The sequence below is a fragment of the Halomicrobium urmianum genome (assembly GCF_020217425.1).
Taxonomy (GTDB): Archaea; Halobacteriota; Halobacteria; order Halobacteriales; family Haloarculaceae; genus Halomicrobium; species Halomicrobium urmianum.
Window position 1 is genome coordinate 48,136 of sequence record NZ_CP084092.1, and the last position, 20,906, is coordinate 69,041.

General features: G+C 66.4%; 19 protein-coding genes, 1 rRNA gene and 4 pseudogenes. 13 read left to right on the top strand and 11 right to left on the bottom strand.

Annotated features, from left to right (window positions below):
- The first annotated feature begins 138 nt into the window (after positions 1–138).
- The 3 genes from rrf to LCY71_RS19115 all read left to right on the top strand — a co-directional run bounded on the left by rrf (position 139) and on the right by LCY71_RS19115 (position 2,462).
- Positions 139–260, top strand: a 5S ribosomal RNA gene (gene rrf / locus LCY71_RS19105).
- Positions 261–1,152: 892 nt separating this feature from the next.
- On the top strand, positions 1,153–1,785 hold the full coding sequence (locus tag LCY71_RS19110) for a DUF7504 family protein (protein ID WP_225336489.1): 633 nt from the start codon (positions 1,153–1,155) through the stop codon (positions 1,783–1,785).
- 311 nt (positions 1,786–2,096) lie between these two features.
- Positions 2,097–2,462 (top strand): group I truncated hemoglobin, encoded by a 366-nt coding sequence (locus LCY71_RS19115; protein ID WP_225336490.1) that lies wholly within the window; start codon positions 2,097–2,099, stop codon positions 2,460–2,462.
- A 78-nt stretch (positions 2,463–2,540) separates the two neighbouring features.
- Here LCY71_RS19115 and LCY71_RS19120 read toward each other — a convergent pair whose 3' ends face one another.
- Entirely contained in the window at positions 2,541–3,254 is a 714-nt protein-coding gene (locus tag LCY71_RS19120) for a hypothetical protein (protein WP_225336491.1), read from the bottom strand.
- On the opposite strand from LCY71_RS19120, the gene LCY71_RS19125 reads away from it, so the two are divergent.
- Complete coding sequence (locus LCY71_RS19125) at positions 3,244–3,402, top strand: hypothetical protein (RefSeq protein WP_225336492.1); 159 nt, start codon at positions 3,244–3,246, stop codon at positions 3,400–3,402. The genes LCY71_RS19120 and LCY71_RS19125 overlap by 11 nt on opposite strands.
- Positions 3,403–3,491: 89 nt before the next feature.
- Here the strand turns inward: LCY71_RS19125 and LCY71_RS19130 are convergent, their stop codons facing one another.
- Entirely contained in the window at positions 3,492–4,646 is a 1,155-nt protein-coding gene (locus tag LCY71_RS19130; protein WP_225336493.1) for a cobalamin-independent methionine synthase II family protein, read from the bottom strand.
- A 326-nt stretch (positions 4,647–4,972) separates the two neighbouring features.
- Positions 4,973–5,968, bottom strand: a complete 996-nt coding sequence (locus LCY71_RS19135; protein ID WP_225336494.1) for a bile acid:sodium symporter family protein — start codon at positions 5,966–5,968, stop codon at positions 4,973–4,975.
- A 431-nt stretch (positions 5,969–6,399) separates the two neighbouring features.
- On the opposite strand from LCY71_RS19135, the gene LCY71_RS19140 reads away from it, so the two are divergent.
- Positions 6,400–7,920: a dihydrolipoyl dehydrogenase gene (locus LCY71_RS19140; RefSeq protein ID WP_225336495.1), complete on the top strand. Its 1,521-nt coding sequence runs from the start codon at positions 6,400–6,402 to the stop codon at positions 7,918–7,920.
- 131 nt (positions 7,921–8,051) lie between these two features.
- Positions 8,052–8,408, top strand: coding sequence for a hypothetical protein (locus tag LCY71_RS19145; RefSeq protein WP_225336496.1), 357 nt, complete (start codon positions 8,052–8,054; stop codon positions 8,406–8,408).
- 674 nt (positions 8,409–9,082) lie between these two features.
- Here the strand turns inward: LCY71_RS19145 and LCY71_RS19150 are convergent.
- Positions 9,083–9,796: pseudogene (locus tag LCY71_RS19150) on the bottom strand (sensor histidine kinase); the annotation flags it as partial.
- A 167-nt stretch (positions 9,797–9,963) separates the two neighbouring features.
- A pseudogene (locus LCY71_RS21625) lies at positions 9,964–10,062 on the bottom strand (hypothetical protein); the annotation flags it as partial.
- Positions 10,063–10,237: 175 nt separating this feature from the next.
- Here LCY71_RS21625 and LCY71_RS19155 point away from each other — a divergent pair.
- Positions 10,238–10,645 carry a response regulator gene (locus tag LCY71_RS19155; protein WP_225336497.1) on the top strand — a complete coding sequence of 136 codons (408 nt, stop codon included), beginning with the start codon at positions 10,238–10,240 and terminating at the stop codon, positions 10,643–10,645.
- Positions 10,646–10,690: 45 nt separating this feature from the next.
- Here the strand turns inward: LCY71_RS19155 and LCY71_RS21540 are convergent, their stop codons facing one another.
- The 3 genes and pseudogenes from LCY71_RS21540 to LCY71_RS21550 all read right to left on the bottom strand — a co-directional run bounded on the left by LCY71_RS21540 (position 10,691) and on the right by LCY71_RS21550 (position 11,155).
- A complete protein-coding gene (locus LCY71_RS21540) occupies positions 10,691–10,822 on the bottom strand; it encodes a hypothetical protein (protein WP_263654391.1) in 132 nt (43 codons plus the stop codon).
- Positions 10,823–10,859: 37 nt separating this feature from the next.
- Positions 10,860–10,955: pseudogene (locus LCY71_RS21545) on the bottom strand (SDR family oxidoreductase); the annotation flags it as partial.
- A gap of 71 nt (positions 10,956–11,026) precedes the next feature.
- The gene (locus LCY71_RS21550) at positions 11,027–11,155 is read right to left on the bottom strand and encodes a hypothetical protein (RefSeq protein WP_263654387.1); all 129 of its coding nucleotides are present in this window, start codon (positions 11,153–11,155) and stop codon (positions 11,027–11,029) included.
- Positions 11,156–11,367: 212 nt separating this feature from the next.
- Between LCY71_RS21550 and LCY71_RS19165 the strand changes: the two are divergent.
- Positions 11,368–11,493, top strand: a pseudogene (locus tag LCY71_RS19165) (GNAT family N-acetyltransferase); the annotation flags it as partial.
- 37 nt (positions 11,494–11,530) lie between these two features.
- Here the strand turns inward: LCY71_RS19165 and LCY71_RS19170 are convergent.
- Complete coding sequence (locus tag LCY71_RS19170) at positions 11,531–12,184, bottom strand: ribonuclease HI family protein (RefSeq protein WP_225336623.1); 654 nt, start codon at positions 12,182–12,184, stop codon at positions 11,531–11,533.
- Positions 12,185–12,793: 609 nt separating this feature from the next.
- On the opposite strand from LCY71_RS19170, the gene LCY71_RS19175 reads away from it, so the two are divergent.
- Positions 12,794–13,267, top strand: coding sequence for a hypothetical protein (locus tag LCY71_RS19175; protein WP_225336498.1), 474 nt, complete (start codon positions 12,794–12,796; stop codon positions 13,265–13,267).
- A gap of 148 nt (positions 13,268–13,415) precedes the next feature.
- Here LCY71_RS19175 and LCY71_RS19180 read toward each other — a convergent pair whose 3' ends face one another.
- A complete protein-coding gene (locus LCY71_RS19180; RefSeq protein WP_225336499.1) occupies positions 13,416–13,790 on the bottom strand; it encodes a DUF7344 domain-containing protein in 375 nt (124 codons plus the stop codon).
- Positions 13,791–14,037: 247 nt separating this feature from the next.
- Here LCY71_RS19180 and LCY71_RS19185 point away from each other — a divergent pair, with 247 nt between their 5' ends.
- From LCY71_RS19185 to LCY71_RS19195, 3 genes are all read left to right on the top strand, one after another.
- A complete protein-coding gene (locus LCY71_RS19185; RefSeq protein WP_225336500.1) occupies positions 14,038–15,756 on the top strand; it encodes a multicopper oxidase family protein in 1,719 nt (572 codons plus the stop codon).
- 181 nt (positions 15,757–15,937) lie between these two features.
- The gene (locus LCY71_RS19190; protein WP_225336501.1) at positions 15,938–16,189 is read left to right on the top strand and encodes an AbrB/MazE/SpoVT family DNA-binding domain-containing protein; all 252 of its coding nucleotides are present in this window, start codon (positions 15,938–15,940) and stop codon (positions 16,187–16,189) included.
- The gene (locus tag LCY71_RS19195) at positions 16,190–16,624 is read left to right on the top strand and encodes a PIN domain-containing protein (RefSeq protein WP_225336502.1); all 435 of its coding nucleotides are present in this window, start codon (positions 16,190–16,192) and stop codon (positions 16,622–16,624) included.
- 19 nt (positions 16,625–16,643) lie between these two features.
- Here the strand turns inward: LCY71_RS19195 and LCY71_RS19200 are convergent, their stop codons facing one another.
- Positions 16,644–17,648, bottom strand: coding sequence for a zinc-dependent alcohol dehydrogenase (locus LCY71_RS19200; RefSeq protein WP_225336503.1), 1,005 nt, complete (start codon positions 17,646–17,648; stop codon positions 16,644–16,646).
- Positions 17,649–17,804: 156 nt separating this feature from the next.
- Between LCY71_RS19200 and LCY71_RS19205 the strand changes: the two genes are divergently transcribed.
- Entirely contained in the window at positions 17,805–20,837 is a 3,033-nt protein-coding gene (locus tag LCY71_RS19205; RefSeq protein WP_225336504.1) for a PAS domain-containing sensor histidine kinase, read from the top strand.
- Positions 20,838–20,906: the final 69 nt, after the last annotated feature.

Below are 20,906 nucleotides of genomic sequence, written 5' to 3' on the forward strand. Positions count from 1 at the left end.
TCATTGAAGAGGTTATCCGGTCTTTCCGGAGAAGTCTCTGAATCGTTACAGCGGTCACGATCACACGGTTTCCATCGGACCACCGATCACTGGTTCCGGACGTAGTTCCGGACGCGGTTCGATTCCGCGGATCGGCGTTCAGGCGGCCACAGCGGCGGGGCAACACCCGTACCCATCCCGAACACGGAAGTTAAGCCCGCCTGCGTTCCGGCGAGTACTGGAGTGCGCGAGCCTCTGGGAAATCCGGTTCGCCGCCTACCACTCATACTCGGCGCACTTCGCGCCGACCTCATCCGTTACCCCTCGCCCAGTATCAACGCTGGGTTGAGGGGTTTTCGTCGTTTCATATCGTGCCCAGAGTGCTGCAGCGGAGATGAATGCTCGTCTTCGTTATAGTCCTGAAGCGTGAACGCCCAGGTACGGACGGGTTCGCCCGCCCGATCGAGCTCGTCGATTCTCGTCACGGACTCGAGCGCGCCGTCCGTCTCTGGCTGAAGCCGTGGGAAGGTGTCGTCACGCATTCCATCCCTGTTCCGCCGTCAAAATGCGGGAGAGACGAGTGGTCGGGCCCGCGCACTCGTCAGTCCCGCTCGACGCGTTGCTCCCCCCGTTGAGCCGGAAGTCAGGCACTCCCGGCGGGAGAACGATGCGACGGCGATTGAATATAGCTTTCGACTAGGAATCAACGCAATATATTGGGTCGTCCGACAGGCTACTGACGGGCCCGCCTGTGAGAAAATCCGTTCCGCCTCGAACGAGGCATCGCCGCAGGGCTTCGTCGGGCGCTGGGCTGGCGTGGTGACCCCCTCACGGTCTGACGTCCAGCCACGTGTCCGTTCTCCAGTCGGCTGTGGCCGACTGAACCCCGACGGTATGACGTTGGCCGGGATACGGGAAAGAACCCACTCCTAATACTTTTGCTGTGGCTGCGTGGTGGAACACTGGGCTTTCGATCCGTCGATAGTGTAGCCACTTCCTGGTCGCAGATTCGGTTCCGGTTCCGTTCACCGTCTGTGTGGTGGCCTAACCGTGTACTGGCAGCTGGACGTGATCACCGTTTCTGCCCGTCCGACGAAGATACTTCAGCGACTACGGTGATGCTAACATTTTAGGAATCAAGTAGTTACATGTTACGTTCAACACAGTCGATACATGAGTACGCTTTCGGCCCCGATTGGCGGCTCTTTGAGTCCGGGCGAGAACGTTCTCGTCCTCGATCCCGAATTCGGGGTGGACGAATCGCCGATCTGTATGGACCTGGTCACGGCCGACCGGTCGGTCGAGCAAGCGATGCTCTCGGTCACGGTGACGGAGTCACCGGGCGACCGCGTTCGGCAGTGGCAACAGCACGCCGACACTACGCCCGCAGCGGCGACGGTACTCGACGTCGACACCTCGATGGGGTCCGCGGCGTCGAATCCGACAGCCGACGAGCACCGAATCCCGTGTGAGAGCGCCTCAGTACGGACTGTCTCCGACCCGTCGAACCTCACGAAACTCGGCATCGAGATCACGAGCGCACTCGACGAACTGACTGCTGCAGAGGAGGATCGACGACTCGTCGTTTGCTTCAGGTCCCTGTCTCCGCTCCTCCAGTACGTCTCTCGCGAAGAACTGTTCAAGTTCGTCCACCTGCTCGCCGACGAGTTCGCTCGGACCGGTGCTATCGCTCACTTCCACATGGATCCGACCGCCCACGACGAGCAAACGGTCGCGACGTTTCTCCACCTCTTCGACGGCGTCGTCGAACGTGACGACGGCGCGTGGGAACTCCGGACCCGGTGATTGCGGGTCAGTTACGGGGATTTCTGCCGGGAATCGGTCGTGACGTCCGCTCAAAGAGCGGGCTCTCGCCCGTTCCGTGTCACTGGTAGATGCCTCGCGTCAGCGCGAACACGGACAGGGCGACGAAGATGCTCCAGAAACTCGGCGTAGTCCTCGAACCTTCGGTCGTCCCGTGATACACGAACCCGTGGTTTGCCCTATCGGAGCCTTCGGTGGGCCAGTTCCGTCGACCAGTCGCGCTCCCACTTCAAGAACGGCCCGAACGTGTTCTTTCAACGGACGTATATATCGCCACCTCTGGAATCGAATTGATGTCACAGGCTCAGTCGATCTACGAGCGAATCGGCGGACGGGACGGCGTCGAGGCCGTCGTGTCAGACTTCTACGATCGCGTGTTCGACGACCCGCTTCTGGAGCCGTACTTCGAGGACACCGACCGCGAGGCCCTGTACGCTCACCAGGTCCAGTTCATCAGCACCGTCGCCGGCGGCCCCGTCTCGTACGACGGCGCCGACATGCAGCAGGCGCACGAGGGGATGGGAATATCGGACGAGGCCTTCGACCGCGTCGCGACGTATCTCGCCGAGGCGCTCAGGGAGAACGACGTCACCGAGGACGACGTCGACGCCATCATCGATCAGGTCGCCGACTTGCAGCCCGACGTCGTAGAGCAGTGACTGTCTCCAGTATCCGCGCCGTACGCTGAGGGCGGGTCGGATTCCGCGCCGTTCCCCGCTAGCGGGGACTGCCGCCCGCTACGTGTCCGCCTCGTTGAGTTCGTCCTCGATCGCCCTGACCGTCTCCCGCCGCTCGATGAAGGAGTCGGCGAACGAGTCGCCCTCTTCGATCACCGACGACGCCGTCGCCATCGGATCGACGCGGACGTCGGCCTCCGCGGTCGGGAACTCGATCTTCAGCCCGTCGTCGCGGTGCTTCCAGTCGCCGTCGGTGTTGCGGCTGAGGACTTCGCCGTAGTACGCGCCGGCCTCGCTCGCGGCGGCGGTCAGGACGATGGCGGCCTCGTCGTCGGTCCCGTCGAGCTCCGCGTCGGCGAACTCGTCGGTCCGGAACGTCTCGTCGAACAGGTCGTCCACCGCCGAGAGCGAATCGATCGAGTAGTCGAGGTCGTACCCGGTGTGGCGCTCGACGAAGTCGTCGGCGAAGCTCCCCATCTCCTCGGACCCGGGCTCCGACTGTTCCGCCTCCCGGTCCAGTTCCTCGTCGAGTTCGTCCGGATCGATACCGCTGTCCTGGCGTCGCTCTTCCAGCAGTTCGCCGTCGGGGTCGAGCAACTCGCCGTCGAGGTCGTAGTTCTCGACGAAGGTGTCGTGCATTCTGACGAACGGCGGATCGGTATCGAGCGCCGCGTGGGCCGTTCCGAACACGTTCACGATGCTCTCTCCCTCGAAACCGAGCGACCACCCGTAGTCGCGATCGAGCACCCACTCGGCGTCGTAGTTGCAGATCAAGACCGGCGACGCGTCCTTCGAGCGCTCGCAGGTCGACGCGATGGCGGCGCTTGCGAGGGACGAACGCGTCCTGAAGATCCGAGTCACCATCGAGGCGCTGCCGGATCAGTACTCGCTCCGGATTCGGGACGTCGGCCCGCCGGAGTGAGACCGAGGCGGACGCCGCCGACGTCGACGGGTCCTGGAGTCGACGTGTCGGCTGCGTTGGCTGGCCGCTGCGGTGGCCTCTACTGTGCGTCAGTAGATGCGCTCGGTCGCGATCTCGGCTCCCTCGACGAGCGCTTCGAGCTTCGCCCACGTGATCTCGGGGTCGACCATCCCGAGGCCGGCCTGCGTACCGAAGCCGCAGTCGGGTGCGGCGATCAGCGGCGTCGCGTCGTCGACCGCGTCGGCGACCCGTTCCAGGCGGTCGGCGATGGTCTCGGGATGGTCGATGATGTTCGTCTTCACGTCGACGACGCCGGGGATCAGCGTCCAGCCGTCGGGCACCGGCTGCTCGGCGAACGCCCGGTACTCGTGCTGGTGGCGGGGATTGGCCTGTTCGACGCTGAGGCCGGTGATGTCGGCCTCGTAGATCTCGGGGAGCATCTCGACCAGGTCGGTGTCGAGGTGGTGGGGTCCCTCGTAGCTCCCCCAGCAGGTGTGGAGTCGGACCTGCTCTTCGGGGACGTTCGACAGCGCCTCGTTGAGCGCCTCGACGTGGAGGCGCGTGGCCCCCTTGACCTCCTCGAGGGGTTCGTCCGCGTACGCCGCCGTGTGGCCGACGGTGAGGAGTTCGGGCGCGTCGATCTGGAGGATCGCACCGGACTCGGCGACGAGTTCGTACTCCTCGGCCATCGCGTCCGCGACGGCGAAGAGGAACTCCTCGTAGTCGCCGTAGTAGTCGTCGACGTGCGTCGCGGTGACGACGCTGGGCGACGCCGCGGTCATGAACGTCTCCTCGAAGCCGGCGTCGACGGCCTCGAGCGCGTCGTGGAACGCCGCGAGCTCGGCCTCGGCTTCGTCCTGGCCGGTGTACTCGACGGGACCGGTGACGACGGGGTGCCTCGACAGGTCGATGACGTCCGTCTTGAACGTCTCCTCGGCGTAGTCGGGGAACTCCTGCAGGTCGGCCCAGAGCTCTTGCTCGCGCGTGCCGTCGATGCCGCTGAGGCGGTCCGCGACGTACCAGTTGAACGAGACGCGGGACTGCTCGCCGTTGTTGGCGATGTCGAGGCCGACCTCGGCCTGTCGCTCGACGACGTCGCGCGTGGCGTCCGCGACGGTGGCGTCCCACTCGTCGGCGTCGACGTCCTCGCCGTCCTGCCGCTTCTCGAGGAGGTCGAGCAGTTCCGGCGGCCGGGGGAGGCTTCCGATGTGCGTCGTGCGAATTCGGTTGTCGTTCGCTGCCATGGGATACTCGTGTGAGTAATAGAGCCGAGTCATAATATAACCCATGGTATTCACAGTCGCGCGGAGTCGACGTCTTCCCTCACTGTCGATCGTCGCCGGGCCAATAGCAGGACTGATCACGTGGCGTCCGACACACCCGTGTCGGCAGAACGAGAGTCCACTGACAAGCCCACCCCTTTAGGGGTGGGTAGCTGACAGAGCCGCCAGCGCGGGCACCGTCCCTCCGAGCGACTTGGGTCTGGTGGGACGCCGCCGGCGGTCAGCCCGCCGTCGACGGTACCCGTCGACCCGGTGACGACGACTGTCCGGAAGCGAAGCGGGGGAGGTCACCGCTCCGCCACGGGCGACTGGTCGGTCGACCGCTCGCTCGCCGCTTCCGTGTCCCGCCACGTGAAGTAGCTGGCGAGCGCCGGGCCGCTGACGTTGTGCCAGACGCTGAACAGCGCCGGGATGAGCGCCGCCGCGGGCTCGAACAGCGACGTGGCGAGCGCGACGGCGAGGCCGCTGTTCTGGAGGCCGACCTCGAAGGCATTCGTCCGCTTGCGGTCCTCGCTCATGCCGGTGGCGTGACCGACGCCGTAGCCGACGCCCAGTCCGATGCCGTTGTGCACGACGACCGCGAGCAGCACGAACGCACCAGCCGTGAGGATGTTCTCGACGTTGGCGCCGACGACGCCCGCCACGATGGCGACGATGGCGGCGACGCTCACCACGGGGAAGACGTCGAGGCCGACCTCGGCGGCGCGGGGCGCGTACTGATCGAGCACGTAGCGGAGGCCGAACCCGACCACGACGGGGATGATGACGATCTGGACGATGCTGGTGAACATGTCCATGAACGTCACGTCGATGCTCTCGCCGAGGATGAACAGCGTCCACGCCGGCATCACGATCGGCGCGGCGAGCGTCGTCACCGTCGTGATGGCGACCGACATCGCAACGTCGCCCCGGCCGAGGAAGGTCATCACGTTCGACGCGGTGCCGCCGGGGGCAGCGCCGACCAGGATGAGCCCGACGCCGACGGCGTCCGGGAGGTCGAGGAGGACGTACAGCGCGAACGCCGCAAGCGGCATCACGAGCCACTGGGTCGCTGCGCCGATCCCGACGTCGACGGGTCGTTCGACGAGCCGCTTGAAGTCCTCGGGCTGCAGGGTCAGCCCCATGCCGAGCATGATGAGCCCGAGCAGCGGCGTGACGTAGTCGAGTATCGGCACGAACGTGTCCGGGCTGACGAGGGCGAGTCCCGCCGCGGCGATCACCCAGACGACGAAGTACTTTGTCGCGACCTGCGCGGTCCGCGAGACACTGCTGTCACTACTCATAGCGCGTGATTCGATAGCAACCGAAAGTCACCTTCGATATTCAATGAAAGCTGTAGCCTGTACTTGTTTTTCAACATATATTGTCCGTAACAGCCGTGCGAAACTACGAAACGCTATAGTAGAAATTGAAACTATTTACACATCGAGGGGCACCCCGGGTACTCCTCGAGTGTGTCAGTGCGTTCAATTTCTACTATAGAAAACCGACTTCTGCCGCGCGCTCGATCCACTCCCGCGAACGGAGCGTGCGACGCCCGTACCGCCGAGCGGAACAACAGTCGAGGCCCCGCCCGCTGCGGTCCTCGGTTCGGAGGAGTGCGTGGATCAGCGATCGGACGAAATCGACTGACGCCGTCCGGGCGGCGTGGTGGGTGTGTGCGGGACGCTCACAACCGGGCGACTGGTATGCGTCTCGCACCCGATCGTTCGATATGGAGGACTTCGACTTTCTCGTCATCGGTTCCGGGTCCGGTCTCGACGTCGCCAACGTCGCCGTGAACCAGGGTCAGTCGGTCGCCGTCGTCGAGAAGGGCCCGCTCGGCGGGACCTGCCTCAATCGCGGCTGCATCCCCTCGAAGAAGCTGCTGTATCACGCCGAGGTCCTCGAAACCGTCCAGGACGCCGGCGAGTTCGGAATCGACGCCGAGGTCGAGGGCGTCGACTTCGCCGACATCGTCCGGAGCGTAAACGAGGACGTCTCCGGCAGCGCGGAGTCCATCCGCCGCGGACTGTCGTCGTCGTCCCAGCACTCCCTGTTCGAAGGGGAGGCCCACTTCGTCGACGAGCGCACGGTCGAGATCGAGGGCGGTGCGGACGACGGCGCGCGGCTCCGGGCGGAGACGGTCCTCGTCGCGGCCGGCACTCGCCCGTGGATTCCGGACGTCGACGGCGTCGAGGACGTCGACTACCTCACGAGCACGGAAGCGCTCCAGCTCGAGACGGTCCCGGACCACCTCGTCGTCGTCGGCGGCGGGTACATCGCCGCGGAGCTGGCCCACTTCTTCGGCACGTTCGGCAGCGACGTGTCCATCGTCGGCCGGCGACCGCACCTGCTCCCGGAGACCGACGAGGAGGTCGGCGAGGCGTTCACCGAGCGCTACGCCGATCGGTTCGACGTCTACACCGGGTACGAGGCGGTCGCGGCGCGTGAGTCGGGGAACGAGGTGAGCGTGGACGCACGGCCCTTCCCGCCCGAGTCCTCCGCGGGGGCCGAGGGATCGAGTTCGGGCGACGACGTGACGGTCACCGGCGACGCGCTGCTGCTGGCAGCCGGACGGGAGCCGAACACCGACACGCTGAATCCCGGGGCGGCGGGCATTGAAACCGACGCGCAGGGGTTCGTCGAGACCGACGAGTACCTGCGGACGACCGCCGACGGCGTGTGGGCGCTGGGCGACATCGTCGGCGAGTACCTGCTGAAGCACAACGCCAACCACGAGGCCAGGGCCGTCGCCCGGAACGTCTTCGGGACCGACCTCCAGCCGGTCGACTACAGCGCGATTCCCTACGCCGTCTTCGCGTCGCCCGAGGTAGCAGGCGTCGGCGCACGCGAGGAGGAACTCCGGACGGCCGACGAGGAGTTCGCCACCAGCGTCTACCAGTACGAGGATACCGCCCGGGGCGACGCGATGCACGCCGAGGGGTTCGTGAAGGTCCTGATCGACCTCGACGGCGAGATTCTGGGCTGTCACATCATCGGCCCCGACGCCTCGTCGCTGATCCAGGAAGTCGTCGTCGCGATGCAGGCCGGCTCCGGGACGGTCCGGGACATCCGCGAGTCTGTCCACATCCACCCGGCGCTCCCGGAGGTCGTCGACCGCGCCTTCGCCGGCCAGTTCTCCCGCGGCGGCAGCAGCCACCACGACCACGGCAACCACGACCATAGCCACCACGACCACGGCAACCACGACCATAGCCACCACGACCACGGCAACCACGACCACAGCCACTAGTCGGCGTCCGCTCGTCCGTCACCGCGTCCGTCTGACCGTCGGTCGCCCGCTTGAACGGGTTTCCCGCTCTGGTGTGGGCGACACGAGCTCGCGTCCGCTACTTACCCCCGCGTCGGTTAGGTCGGCCCGTAATGGCCAACGCTGCAATCGTCGTCCTCGCCGGTACGGAATCGCACGCAGACAGCGGCCGCGTCGTCAACGCACTGGAGGCCGCCAAGGAGTTCGCCGAGAACGATGGCGACGAACTCGAATTCATCTTCGACGGGGCCGGGACGCAGTGGATCCCCGAACTGGAGGACGAGGACCACGACTACCACGACCTCTACGCCGCAGTCAGCGACCAGGCGTCGGCCTGTGACTTCTGTGCCGGCGCGTTCGGCGCCGACGACGCCATCCAAGACGCCGACGTCGTCACCGTCGACGACAACGAGGGCCACCCCAGTATCCGGTCGCTCGTCGCCGACGACTACGAGATCATCACCTTCTAATCGGTTCCACGGGCTCCGCTCCGGGAACGGCTCGCAGCCCAGCGACGACCGGACCGTTGCGGCCGTCGAGGACGTGGCCGTCACCGCCGCGAGCGTCGAGACGTATCGCTTCGACAGCCGGATACGCGTGTCCGCTACGGACGGTGACCAACCGGATGGAGGGGCGGACTCTCGAGTTGTACGTCGACGAGTGCACCGTCAATCAGGAGTGCCCGATCCCGTGGGGTAGGTACGGCGTCGAGACCGTCTCGTAGACGAGTTCGGCTCGTCCGATCACTCGAATCGGAAGTGCGCGGTGAACGTTACCCCGCAGTTTCGGCAATTCACCCGTACCTTCCCATCCCCGTCACAATCGTCTGCGACGACCTCGGCAGACCTGGGGATCACTGCGATCGCCGATTCGTCGCACTCGGAGCAGGGAATTGCCACCCCTTTGGGACGGTCGTCCACACGCCCACCTGACGCCTGATGTATTTATGGATTTCTCCTTCCGTTTTAAGTGCATTATATGGAATATTGAAATAGATCCCCGAATTCACCCCATCTGATGTCGAAATCCGAGGCAACTGGCCAATTACACGGAGGATCTCCCGAGAGGAGTGACGTTACCGTGCGGTATCAGAACTGCAGTGTACGAGCGGAAGGAACCGAACGAGTGAGACGTAGAGAGGGAGTCATCGCGCCGATTCACGCGCCATCGGCAGCGTGAACGTCGCTCCGTCGCCGGGCTCGGACTCGACCCAGATGTCGCCGTCGTGCCGCTCGACGATCCGCTTGCAGACGGCGAGTCCGATACCGCTGCCCGACTGATCGTCCGGCGTGTGGAGTCACTCGAACGCCTCGAAGATACGCTCCTGATCGTCGGCGTCGATACCGATCCCTTCGTCGCGGACCGATATCTCGCACGTCGCTCCGCTCTCCTCGGCGGAGACGGTGATCCGCGGCGGTTCGGCACCGCTGTACTCGATCGCGTTCTCGAGCAGGTTCTGGAACACCTAGCGTAACTGATCAGCGTCGCCGCGAACGCGATGAAGGGCGTCCGCCGCCACCTCGGCTCCGCTCTCCTCGATTCTCGTCTACATGTCGTCGCGCACCTCCTCGAACACGCCGTCCAGATCGACCGGCTTCAGCGGCTCTGCATCGCTCTCGACCTGGGAGTACACCAGCAGTCCTTGAATCATCTCGCGCATGCGCTCGGCCCCGTCCACGGCGAACTCGAAGTACTCCTCGGTCTCGCTGGAGAGCTCGCCGTCGGCTCGCCGCTCGATCAGTTGCAAGTAGGTGGAGACCATCCGCAGGGGCTCCTGCAGGTCGTGGGAGGCCGCGCAGGCGAACTGCTCGAAGCGCTCGTTCGACGTCTGGAGCTGGTCGACCGTCTCCTGCAGTTCGATCTCGCGGGTCTTGGCCCGCGCGTCGTGGCTGCCCGCTGCGAGTCCGGCGATGCTCCCGATCGCCGTGAGGATGAGGACGTTCTGGAGGGGTCTCTCAGCCCGGCAGCGAGCGCCGTGAGGGCGAGCAGCGCGATCATCGCGGCGATGCCCCCGAGACACCACCTGGCGACGACGGAGAACGCCTCGGACCGGATGTCGGATCGAGGCAACCAGTAGCTGCTGCAGAGGAGGATCAGACCGGGCCCACCGACCGGGATCCCCATCAACAGGTCGGTGCCGAGGTCCGTGTCGACGACGAACGGGTATCCGACGGCGCCGGCGACGTACAGTCCGCCGAGAAGTTGCTGCTCCGCTTCCCGGCCGTTTCACTGTCCGCGAGCGAACGCGCACTGAACAGGTAGGCATCCTTTTTGTATTCTGGCCCCAAGCGAAAGAGAGATGGACGACCCGCCAGAGACTACCGTCACTGTCCTCCTGATCGAGGACAACCCGGGCGACGTCCGACTCGTCGAAGAGGCCATCGACGAGACGTCCGGGACGCTTCACGTCACGAGGGACGGACGGGAGGCGCTCGACTTCCTGCACCAGCGGAACGAATACGCTGACGTCCCGCACCCCGACGTCGTTCTCCTCGACCTGAACCTGCCGAAAGTAGACGGCACTCAGATCCTCGGTGAAGTTGGGGACGACCCGGAGCTGGCGTCCGCTCGCGTGGTCGTCATCACCAGCGCCCGGGAGGAACACACCGACCTCGGGCCCGGGAGCCTCGACGAGGTCGAATTTCTCACGAAACCCACTGATCCCGACGAGTTCATGGCGCGCGTTCGTTCGACCGTCTTCGACTGAACCCGACCGGCGGTCTCCGATCGAGGACCGCGGAGACTTGCTGGTTCAGTCATCGGGTCGAACCGCGTCCTCGATGGGGGTGTCGCCGCCGAAGAGCCGGATCGTCTCGCCGACGGTCTCGTCGTCGTCCAGACAGGCCACGGCCGTCCCGCCCGTCGGCGCGCGGAACGTCCGCACCGCCCTCGTCGCTGTACTCGAAGGCCGCCGAAATATGTCCCGTCCCCACCTCGTCAGTGAGCGCCGTCGGACGGAGAATCGTGGCGTCGAGCGGGGACCACTCGAGGTAGTCGTCGGCGCAGCACTTGGCCACCCGATACGGCCGAATGGCCTCGGGGTCGGCCAGCGGGTCGCTCGCCTGGTACGCGCTGATCGCCTGGAGAGCTAGATCGGGGAGAGCAGCCAGACCGTCACGAGGTCGACGAAGAGGAGGACTGCTGCGAATCCCGGTTCGAACTCGTGTTCGGCTGCGCTCACGGAGGCGTGGACGTAGGCCGCCAGTGCCAGGACCATGCTACACTCCTTTCGGTTCTCCGGCAAAACTATCGTGGATTCACGGCGCTAGCAGCGCGGATGCCCACCCCTTCAGGGGTGGGTCGCTGACGTACGACCAGGCCGTCCCGGGTCGCAGCCCCACTCGCGAACCCCGCCGTGATAACGCTTCCCAGCCCCTCAGTATTTTCAAGAACGCTGGCCGGGAAATCGCCCTATGGAACTCGTGGAAGGCCCGCGACCGGGGTTGCGACCATCTCGAAGTCCCCTGTGAGTGGCACAACGAGGACGCCCGACGCTTCTACCGTGACGTGGGCTTCCGGCCGAAGCAAGTCGACTACGCGCAACCGCTGGAGTGACCCGGAACGGGCGACCGGCACAGCGGCAGCGACGCTGTTATCCGGGCCCGAGAGCCGCGATGTCGGCTCCCACCGTCGCCAGCGCGTCGGCGGGGTTTGGATCGCTGTCGGCCAGGTGCGTGTACCGGTGGTCCGGGACGCGCGACAGCGCCGCCGCGACGGCCTCGCTGTAGGTCTCGACGCCGGGTTCCGTCGGGTCGTCGCCGCCCCAGACGTCCCGGATGACCGTCATCGAATCGATGCGCACTTCCAGCCCGCGAGGCTCGTAGCGAGCCAGCAGTTCGGAGAGCCCGAGCTGGAGGGCGACGTACTCGGCGGTGTTGTTCCCCGTTCGGGAGCCGACAGGTCGGCCGAGACGGGCGAGCTGATTCTCTGCACTGTCCATGATGACGGCGCCAGCGCCCGCGGGCCCGGGGTTGCCGCGCGAACTGCCGTCGACGTAGAGGACGAACGCGTCGTCCGTCGACTCGGGGACGGGCGGCCGGGTGAGTCCCGACTCCAGCAGGCCCTCGAGCGCGGGACGCAACTCGGTCGGCGTAGTCGAAGGATCGAACAGCCCGCCGTAGCCGGGGACGGCGTCGTCGATGGCGTCGGTGGCGGCCGCTACCTCGTAGCCGACGCCCGCGAGTACCTCGTCGACGAGCGAGGCGAGCGGCGAGAGGTGTTCGGCCGGGAGGGGGTCGTCGGTCACGCCGGTCCCCTCCCCGGGCCCCGGTCCCGTGCCCTCACGCCCTCCCTCCCGGATGGTCTCGCTGGCGTGTCGCACCTCTGCATATCGGTCCTCGGTGGTCGAGCGGGATAATCCCTTCAGGTCGTCGGTGACGGCCCTCTCGAATCAGTCGGTCTCTCGCAACCGGCCGTCTCTGGCCCGAACGATCCGAGATTTTCCCTGTTGCCGCACCCGTGGGCTCGTCGCCGACGCGTTCGCGGCGTCGCCGGCGTTTCACCCTGGCTTCCAGCGGACCGTCGGTCCCGTCCGGTTCACATGGTTCCGCGCCGAACTGGGCCACCCCGAAGGCACACTACGGCTCTGTGCCCGCTATCGTCCCGGTGAGAACCACGGGCAGGCACCGTCCATCCACTAGTCGGCCGCCTGCCCGCCGTCGACCGGGGATCCGAACCGCCCGCCGTCGTTTCCTGGATGTTCGTCTCTGTCGGCCCGGGCGCGATCGCGACCTCGGACTGGGTTTGCCTCGTTCACACTGGCCATTAGCTATAAGGGTTGGTGAATTTGACGTTCTGGAGAACATTCATGATAGATAGGAGGGGTTTCGTCAAGGGAATCGGAGCGGCCGCGGGCGTGAGTTACATCGGAGCCGGTACGGCGTCGGCGAACGGCTCGGACGAATCCGGGGACCACCAGACGACAGTCGGTCCCAGCGAGCACTTCGTCGGGACCTGGAGTGCCGCTCCCACGCCGCCTGCCCCGGAGGACCCGTTCTCGATGGCGGACCAGACGACCTGGAAGTTCGCCAACACGAGCGTCGGCGGATCGGGCGTTCGCCTCCGGCTCATGAACCGGTACGGCGCTGAGCCGGTCACCTTCGACCGGGTCACGGTCGGGCTCCGCGACTCCGGCGCCAGTGTGATATCGGGGACGACCGAGGCCGTGACGTTCGGCGGGGAGGAGTCCGTCTCCGTCCCCGGATCGGGAGGCGGATCGAGACGCTGTGGTCGGGGTGAACGCGGCTACGCTGACTCGGTCAGCGTCGCCGGGATCCGATCGACGGACGTCTCGCAGGTCGCGCAGGTGGCCTTGTCCGTCGCGATGTAGACCGTCGCGCAGTCCGGACAGCGAAACAGGGACGACCGCGGCTCGGCGGTTCCCATCGACTCGGAGTCGGCCCCCGCGGCGTCGCTGTCGCCGCTGCCCAGAAACCGCCGCCCGACTGTCCCGGCCAGTTTGGCGATGGATTGCACGATCAGTCACCCCCGCTGGCGGCCGGCGTCTGCAGGTGCGTCCGGACCTCCTCGGTCCGGTCCGCGAGCGCCACCGTCCGACCGGAGTCGTCGTATCTGACGAATCCTGTCTGCGCCATCTTCGGCAGGTGCGTGTGCACGAGTGACGCCCTGATCGCCGTCTCTTCGCCGGTCGAATCGTCGTCCCTCGATCCGCTGGACTCGCCGGGAGCGAGTTCCGTCGCCAGCGCCGCCACCGAGATCGGCGTTTCGGCGGTCTGGAGCGAGCGCAGTATCGACCGACGCCTCGAACTGGACAGGACGTCGAAGAGTTCGTCCCGCCGCTCTCCGTCCGCGTCAGACTCCGACTGGGTCGTCTTCGAGGGTCGGCTTACCATATGTAAACGATGTCCCTTGACGGGGATAAGTGTTGTCTTCTAAATATATTTGAAGTGTGTTATCTGCAGTTTCCGTCCCTGTCGTCCGGGGATTCCACAGCGGCCTGTGTGGTTCGCCGCCTTTCGACGGGCGTCCGTGTGGATTTCGTACCGCGGGATAAGTGGTAATCGTATTTACACATCCGTCTTGTTGTCAGATGAGCCATTACGAAGGTTTACAATGTGGTACGTAAGTGAACACAGGTAAATGGTGGACCGTGATCTCTCCCGGAGACGACTGCTCCGGACCGGGGCGGCGCTCGGGCTCGCCGGATTCGTGCCGCAGGCTGCGGGGGCGTCGACGTCGTCGCCGGACCTCGAGAAGTTCGTCCAGCCGATGCCCGTACCGGAGGTACGCGAACCCGACGGCAGGCGCGAGGGCGCCGACTACTACGACGTGGCGATCGAGGAGTTCGAGCAGCAGGTCCACCCCGACCTCCCGCCGACGACGCTCTGGGGATTCGAGGGGTCCGTCCCCGGCCCTGTTATCAGGGCACGCCGCAACGAGCGGATCAAGCTCCGCTTCGACAACAGCGGCCTCCCGGCGGACCACCTCTTCGAGGTAGACGACCGCATCAAGGGCACCTCGCCGGACGACTACGACGACCACGACGGTCCCGTACCCGACGTCCGGACGGTGATCCACCAGCACGGGCTGAACGTCGAACCGGAGAGCGACGGCCAGGCCGAGGCGTGGACGTCGCCGGACGGGGTCACCGGACCGCGATTCGTCACGGACGTCCACGACCTCCCGAACCGCCAGCCGCGGATGACCGGGACGTACCACGACCACACGCTCGGCATCAGCCGCCTCAACAACTACGCCGGGCTCCACGGCTTCTACGTCATCGAGAGCGAGCGCGAGGACCAGCTGGGGCTCCCCTCCGGTGAGTACGACGTCCCCGTCATGCTCGAGGACAGGACCTTCGAGCCGGACGGCTCGCTGCACTACCCGGACGAGTTCGTCGCGAACTTCGCGGGCGACACCGCCTTCGTCAACGGCGCCGTCTGGCCGTACTTCGAGGTCGAGCCGAGGCGCTACCGGTTCCGGCTGGTCAACCAGTCCAACGGCCGCACGTTCGCCCTCTCGCTGTCGAACGACGACGGCCACGACGCCCCCGCCATGTACCAGTTCGCCCCCGACCAGGGATACCTCGAAGACGTCGTCCCCATCGGACACGGCGGCGACCTCGAGTCGCTGACGCTGGCCCCGTTCGAGCGGGCCGAAGTCGTCGTCGACTTCTCCGAGTACGCCGGCGAGACGTTCACCGTCACGAACGACGCCGAGTTCCCCTTCTCGGGCGGCCACGGCGACGGACACGGCGGCGACGGACCGGAGCTCTCGGAGCTCGTGCAGATCCGGGTCACCGATCCGGACGGCGAGGTGACCGACGACAGCACGCCCCCGTCGGAGCTCTCGCTCCCGGCCACCTCCGACTACAACGAGGACGCCGCGGAGCAGACGCGCCACATGACCCTCGACATGGCGATGCGAGACGACCTGCCCACGCACCTCCTGAACGGCAAGACCTTCCACGACGGGGGCGACCACGCGAAGCCCAGGCGCGGCGCGACGGAGATCTGGGAGTTCGAGAACGGGACGGATCACTCCCACCCCATCCACATGCACCTGATCGACTTCAGGGTGATCGGCCGCGGCGAGGACGGGACGGCCGCCCCCGCGCCGAACGAGCGCGGCCCGAAGGACGTCGTTCGCGTCGACCCGGGCGAGACGGTCCGCGTCGTCACGGAGTTCGGCGACTTCACCGGCACGTACCCCTGGCACTGCCACGTCCTCGAACACGAGGAGCAGGGGATGATGCGCCCGTTCGAGGTCGTCGCCGGCGACGAGCGGGGCGAGGGACAGGGCGGCAGCGATGGCGGGAACGGAAACGGGAACACCGGGTCGGGCAACTCCGGCCGCTGATCGGACGACTCAACTCCGGAGTGGCCCGCCAGTACTCGGCGGCGTGCGCGACGTCCCGTCCGTCGGCTCTGCGGTCTCTGTCGTCGGACGTGACCTGTCGGGCCCCGCCGCTCTGTCCATCCGACCGGACGTAGTGTAGCGGCACACTATATTTTTCAGCGTCTATCCCTTTACCTCGGGCATGAGCAGTGATCCCGTCGACGCGGAAAGCAAGGTTTCGGGGAACCAGGCGAACATCCCCGCCCGGATTCGGCGTGAACTCGAGATCGGCGACGGCGACCAGCTCCGTTGGTACCTCGAGGACGACGGAAGCGTCCGTGTTGAGGTCGTTCGACAGCAAACAGGGACCTTCGCCGGTTTCGAGGGCTACGAGGGCGAGGACGACACAGATGTAACGACCGAGCACGACGCGTGGGGCGTCGACTCCGAGTAGATGCCACGCGCGCTCGTCGACACGTCGGTCCTGTTCGCAGCGGCCTACCAGCGAGACAGCGCACACGCCGATGCACTTCCGATCCTCCACGGTATCGACGACGGATCACTCCCGGAAGCGGTCGTCATCGATTACGTGCTCGCGGAAACGCTAAACGGTCTCACAACGCATGCGGGTCACGACGCGTCCGTCGACCTCTTCGACCGGATCGAGGAAAACGCACGCTTCCACGTCGACTCCCTCACGACCGACGCACTTGCAACGGGGAAGGCCCTGTTCAGACGGCACGAACCGCTCTCGTTCGTCGACGCCTGCATCGTCGCGTACATGCAGACCGAGGGACTCGGCTACCTCTACGCGTTCGACGACGACTTCGACGCGGCCGACGACGTCTACCGACTCGACACGGCGACGGATCCGTATACCCCGGACTGACTCGCTCGATCCGTCCGGCTCACCACTCGAGCCTGACGCCCATCGCCCGCGTCCTGTCCTCCAGCAGCTCCCGATACAGCTCGGGCGCGTCCTCGTAGTCGCGGACGTGCGAGTACAGCGGGTCGACGTCGAGCCGTCCCTGTCGCTGGTACGTGAAGAACAGGTCGGCGTGCCGTTCCTTCGTCCAGGGATCGGCCGGCGTGGCGTACTCGGGGTGGGACGTCTGGTGGGCGCCGATGATCTCGTAGCTGGGGGCGTTGACGTAGTCGTGGAAGTCCAGCGTCGTCTCGCCGTGGGGGCTGGACAGCAGGACCATCCGGCCCTGGTCGCGGAGGACGTCGAACTCGTCGGGGATGGCGTCGGGGTTGCCGGTCACCTCCACGACGACGTCGGCCATCGCCCCGTCGGTCAGGTCAGCGACGGCCTCGGCGGGATCGGTGTCGACCGCGTCGACGCCGGTGATACCGGGCTCGCTCGGCAGGTACGAGAGGCGGTTCTCGGAGCGGTCGACGCCGATCACCCGCTCGACGCCGGCCAGGTGCGCGAGGCGGACGGCGAGCTGGCCGAGGATGCCGAGTCCGTAGACGACGACCGTTTCTCCCCAGTCCACCCGGCCGCGGCGCAGTCCGTTGGCGACGATTTGTGCGATGGCGAACGGCACCGCTTCAGCGTCGCTGACGTCGTCCGGGACGGGGATGCACTCGTCCGCTGCGGCAGTCACGGAGGCCGCGTGCGGGGTCCACGAGGCGACGCGCGTCCCCTCGTCCAGTTCGGCGTCGGCGCCCGCCTCGACGACGGTGCCGACGTTCGTGTAGCCGGTCACGAAGGGGTACTCGCCGTAGTCGTCCCAGAACGACTCCGGGGGATAGTCGCCCGACAACACCGTGATCTCGGTCCCGGTCGAGACCATCGTCGTGTCTGTCTCGATCAGGACCTCGTCGTCGGCCGGGTCCGGTCGCTCGCGGTCCTGCAGTTCGACGGTCCGTTCGGCCGGAAACACCAGCGTCGGGTTCGAGTCAGCCATAGCCAACCGATTGCGGAGCTATCGCATAAAATTTCGGCGCGGTCCGCTGCTGTGAGCCGGGCCCGCCAGCGACGCTGGCGGTTCGACGCTGGACGTGCGCTGCGGACGGCGGTTCCGTGCAGGCTTCTTAACTGGCTCGACGCCCTCTCAGAGTGTATGAGCGACCGGGCGGAAGCTGCCGGTGGATTCTGGGCCGACGTCGACGGGGGGCGAGCGCTCGATCGATTCCGAACGCTCGTCAACGTCGTCGACGACGGCATCTATCAGCTCGACGCCGAGGGCCGGTTCGTCGCGGTCAACGACACCGTCGTCGAGTTGACTGGCTACGCCCGGGAGGACCTCCTCGGCGAGCATGCGTCGTTCGTGCTCGCCGACGAGGACGCCGGCCGCATCGAGGGGGAGATCCGCGACCGGCTCTCGGGCGACGAGGCCGGCGACGAACCGCTCGATTTCACGGTTCGGACGGCCGACGACGAGGCGATCCGCTGCGAACTGGAACTCCACCTGCTCGTCGAGGAGGGGGCGTTCCAGGGGTCGATCGGCGTCGTGAGCGACGTCTCCGACCGGAAACAGGCCGAACGGGAACTCCGCGAACGCGAGCGGGCACTCCAGCGGAAGGAGCGCCGGTACGAGGCGGTCTTCGAGGACCCGAACATCCTCGTGGGGCTGGTCGCGCCGGACGGGACGGTGCTGGACATCAACGAGACGGCCATGGAGTACATCGACGCCGACCTCGACGACGTCCGCGGCGAGCCGTTCTGGCAGACGCCGTGGTGGGGTACGGAGGCCGAGATACAGGACGACGTCAGGGAGTGGGTCGAGCGGGCCGCCGACGGCGAGTACGTCGACTTCGAAATCGATCTCACCGACCCCGACGGCGAACCGTACACCATCAGCGGCTACTTCCGGCCGGTCACGAACGAGGATGGCGAGGTCGTCTCGATTATCGTTTCCGACCGGGACGTCACCGAACGGAAGGAGCGCGAGCGCGAACTCGAACTGTTCCGGACCCTGCTGGACCACTCGAACGACAGCGTGCTTGTGGTCGATCCGGAGACCGGGCAGTACCTCGACGCGAACGACACCGCCTGCGAGCGGCGCGGCTACGCGCGGTCGGAACTGCTCGACCTCACGGTCCCCGACGTCGAGATGGATCTCCCCGATCAGGAGGCGTGGCAGTCGTTCGTCGACGAGTTGCGTACCGAGAAGCGGCTCACCTTCGAGGGGACCCATCGGCGAAAGGACGGCTCTACCTATCCAGTGGAGGTCAACACCGCCTACGTCGAACTGGACCAGGAGTACATTCTCGCCGTCGCCCGCGACGTCACGGAGCGCCGGGAGTACGAGCGCATGCTCGAGGAGGCCAAGTCCCAGCTAGAGGCGGCGACGGAGGCCGGCGCCGTCGGGACCTGGGAGTGGCGCATTCCCGAGGACGAGATGGTCGTCGGCGGGTCCTTCGCCCGGACGTTCGGCATCGATCCCGACGACGCCCACGAGGGCGTTCCGCTCGGTCAGTTCATCGAGGCCATCCACGAGGGCGACCGCGACCGGGTCGAGACGGCCATCGAAGCGGTCGTCGAGACCGGCGGCGAGTACGAGGAGGAGTATCGCGTGTGGGACGCCGACGACGACCTCCGATGGGTCGTCGCCCGCGGCCACGTCGAGTGCGACGACGACGGCGAGCCGGTCAGGTTCCCGGGCGCGCTCACCGACATCACCGAGCGCAAACGCGCCGAACTGGAGCTCCAGCGGAACAAGGAGCAACTGGAGACCCTCTTCGAGGTCCTCCCCGCCGGCGTCGTCGTCGCGGAGTCCGACGGCCGGATCGTCGAGGCGAACGACACCGCACACGAGATCTGGGGTGGCGACGTGTTCGACGCCGAGTCCGTCGAAGAGTACGAGCGGTACCCGGTGCAGTGGGCCGATTTGGGCGAGCCCGTCGATCCCGAGGAGATGACGATGGCCCGGGTGGTCGACGGCGAGGAGGTGACTGACCCGGACGTCCTCGAGATCGAGGCCGTCGACGGCGACCGCCGGATCGTCGAGGCCGAGGGCATGCCGATCCGAGGCGAGGACGGCGAGGTGACCCGCGGCGTCATCACCCTGAGCGACGTCACCGAGCGCGTGGAAGCCCAGCAGCAGCTCGAAGAGTCCGAGCGCCGCTACCGGACGCTCGTCGAGAACTTCCCGAACGGAGCCGTCGGCCTGTTCGACGACGACCTGCGATACACGGCCGTCGGCGGCCAGCTCTTCGACAGCCTCGACTTCGATCCGGAGGATCGAATCGGGCACAGCTTCACCGAGCTCCACTCGTCCGACCTCGTCGAGGAACTGGAACCGCACTTCCGATCCGCGCTCGACGGCGAATCGAGTTCGTTCGAGGCCGAAGTTCACGATCGGCGCCTGCACGGGGACACGCTCCCGGTCAGGGACGTCGACGACGAGGTGTTCGCGGGCATGCTCGTGATCCGGGACGTCACCGAGCGCCACGAGTACCAACGCAAGCTCGAGGAGTCGAACGAGCGGCTCGAACAGTTCGCGTACGCGGCCTCCCACGACCTGCAGGAACCCCTCAGGATGGTCTCCAGCTACCTCCAGCTGATCGAGTCGCGCTACGCCGACGAACTCGACGAGGACGGCCGGGAGTTCATCGAGTTCGCCGTCGACGGCGCCGAACGCATGCGCGGCATGATCGAGGGGCTGTTAGAGTACTCCCGCGTGGAGACGCGCGGTGACCCGTTCGAGCCCGTCGACCTCGACGACGTGCTCGCTGAGGTCCGCGACGACCTCCAGATGAAGACCGCCGAGAGCGACGCCGAGATCACCACCGAGCCGCTACCCACGGTCGAGGGAGACCCTGACCAGCTCCGGCAGGTGTTCCAGAACCTGCTGGACAACGCCATGGAGTACAGCGGCGACGAGCCGCCCCGGATCAAGGTCGACGCCGCGGAGAGGGGCGACGAGTGGATCGTCTCGGTCAGCGACGAGGGGATCGGGATCGACCCCGACGACTCCGACCGCGTCTTTCAGGTGTTCCAGCGCCTCCACAGCCAGGACGACCACGCCGGTACCGGGATCGGGTTGGCGCTGAGTCGCCGCATCGTCGAGCGCCACAGCGGCGAGATCTGGGTCGAGTCCGAACCCGGCGAGGGCTCGACGTTCAGGTTCACCCTCCCGCGGTCGGAGTAGCGGACGCGCCGCGCGAGGTCGCGTCGAGCCGTGCTGTCGCCGACGGGCGCCGCTGGTAGACGACGAACC

What these genes read in the sequence shown, in the direction of transcription:
- LCY71_RS19110 (WP_225336489.1), top strand. Translation starts at nt 1,153, where the DNA reads ATGAGTACGCTTTCGGCCCCGATTGGCGGCTCTTTGAGTCCGGGCGAG.
- LCY71_RS19115 (WP_225336490.1), top strand. Translation starts at nt 2,097, where the DNA reads ATGTCACAGGCTCAGTCGATCTACGAGCGAATCGGCGGACGGGACGGC.
- LCY71_RS19130 (WP_225336493.1), bottom strand. Translation starts at nt 4,646, where the DNA reads ATGGCAGCGAACGACAACCGAATTCGCACGACGCACATCGGAAGCCTC.
- LCY71_RS19135 (WP_225336494.1), bottom strand. Translation starts at nt 5,968, where the DNA reads ATGAGTAGTGACAGCAGTGTCTCGCGGACCGCGCAGGTCGCGACAAAG.
- LCY71_RS19140 (WP_225336495.1), top strand. Translation starts at nt 6,400, where the DNA reads ATGGAGGACTTCGACTTTCTCGTCATCGGTTCCGGGTCCGGTCTCGAC.
- LCY71_RS19145 (WP_225336496.1), top strand. Translation starts at nt 8,052, where the DNA reads ATGGCCAACGCTGCAATCGTCGTCCTCGCCGGTACGGAATCGCACGCA.
- LCY71_RS19155 (WP_225336497.1), top strand. Translation starts at nt 10,238, where the DNA reads ATGGACGACCCGCCAGAGACTACCGTCACTGTCCTCCTGATCGAGGAC.
- LCY71_RS21550 (WP_263654387.1), bottom strand. Translation starts at nt 11,155, where the DNA reads ATGGTCCTGGCACTGGCGGCCTACGTCCACGCCTCCGTGAGCGCAGCC.
- LCY71_RS19180 (WP_225336499.1), bottom strand. Translation starts at nt 13,790, where the DNA reads ATGGTAAGCCGACCCTCGAAGACGACCCAGTCGGAGTCTGACGCGGAC.
- LCY71_RS19185 (WP_225336500.1), top strand. Translation starts at nt 14,038, where the DNA reads ATGGTGGACCGTGATCTCTCCCGGAGACGACTGCTCCGGACCGGGGCG.
- LCY71_RS19190 (WP_225336501.1), top strand. Translation starts at nt 15,938, where the DNA reads ATGAGCAGTGATCCCGTCGACGCGGAAAGCAAGGTTTCGGGGAACCAG.
- LCY71_RS19195 (WP_225336502.1), top strand. Translation starts at nt 16,190, where the DNA reads ATGCCACGCGCGCTCGTCGACACGTCGGTCCTGTTCGCAGCGGCCTAC.
- LCY71_RS19200 (WP_225336503.1), bottom strand. Translation starts at nt 17,648, where the DNA reads ATGGCTGACTCGAACCCGACGCTGGTGTTTCCGGCCGAACGGACCGTC.
- LCY71_RS19205 (WP_225336504.1), top strand. Translation starts at nt 17,805, where the DNA reads ATGAGCGACCGGGCGGAAGCTGCCGGTGGATTCTGGGCCGACGTCGAC.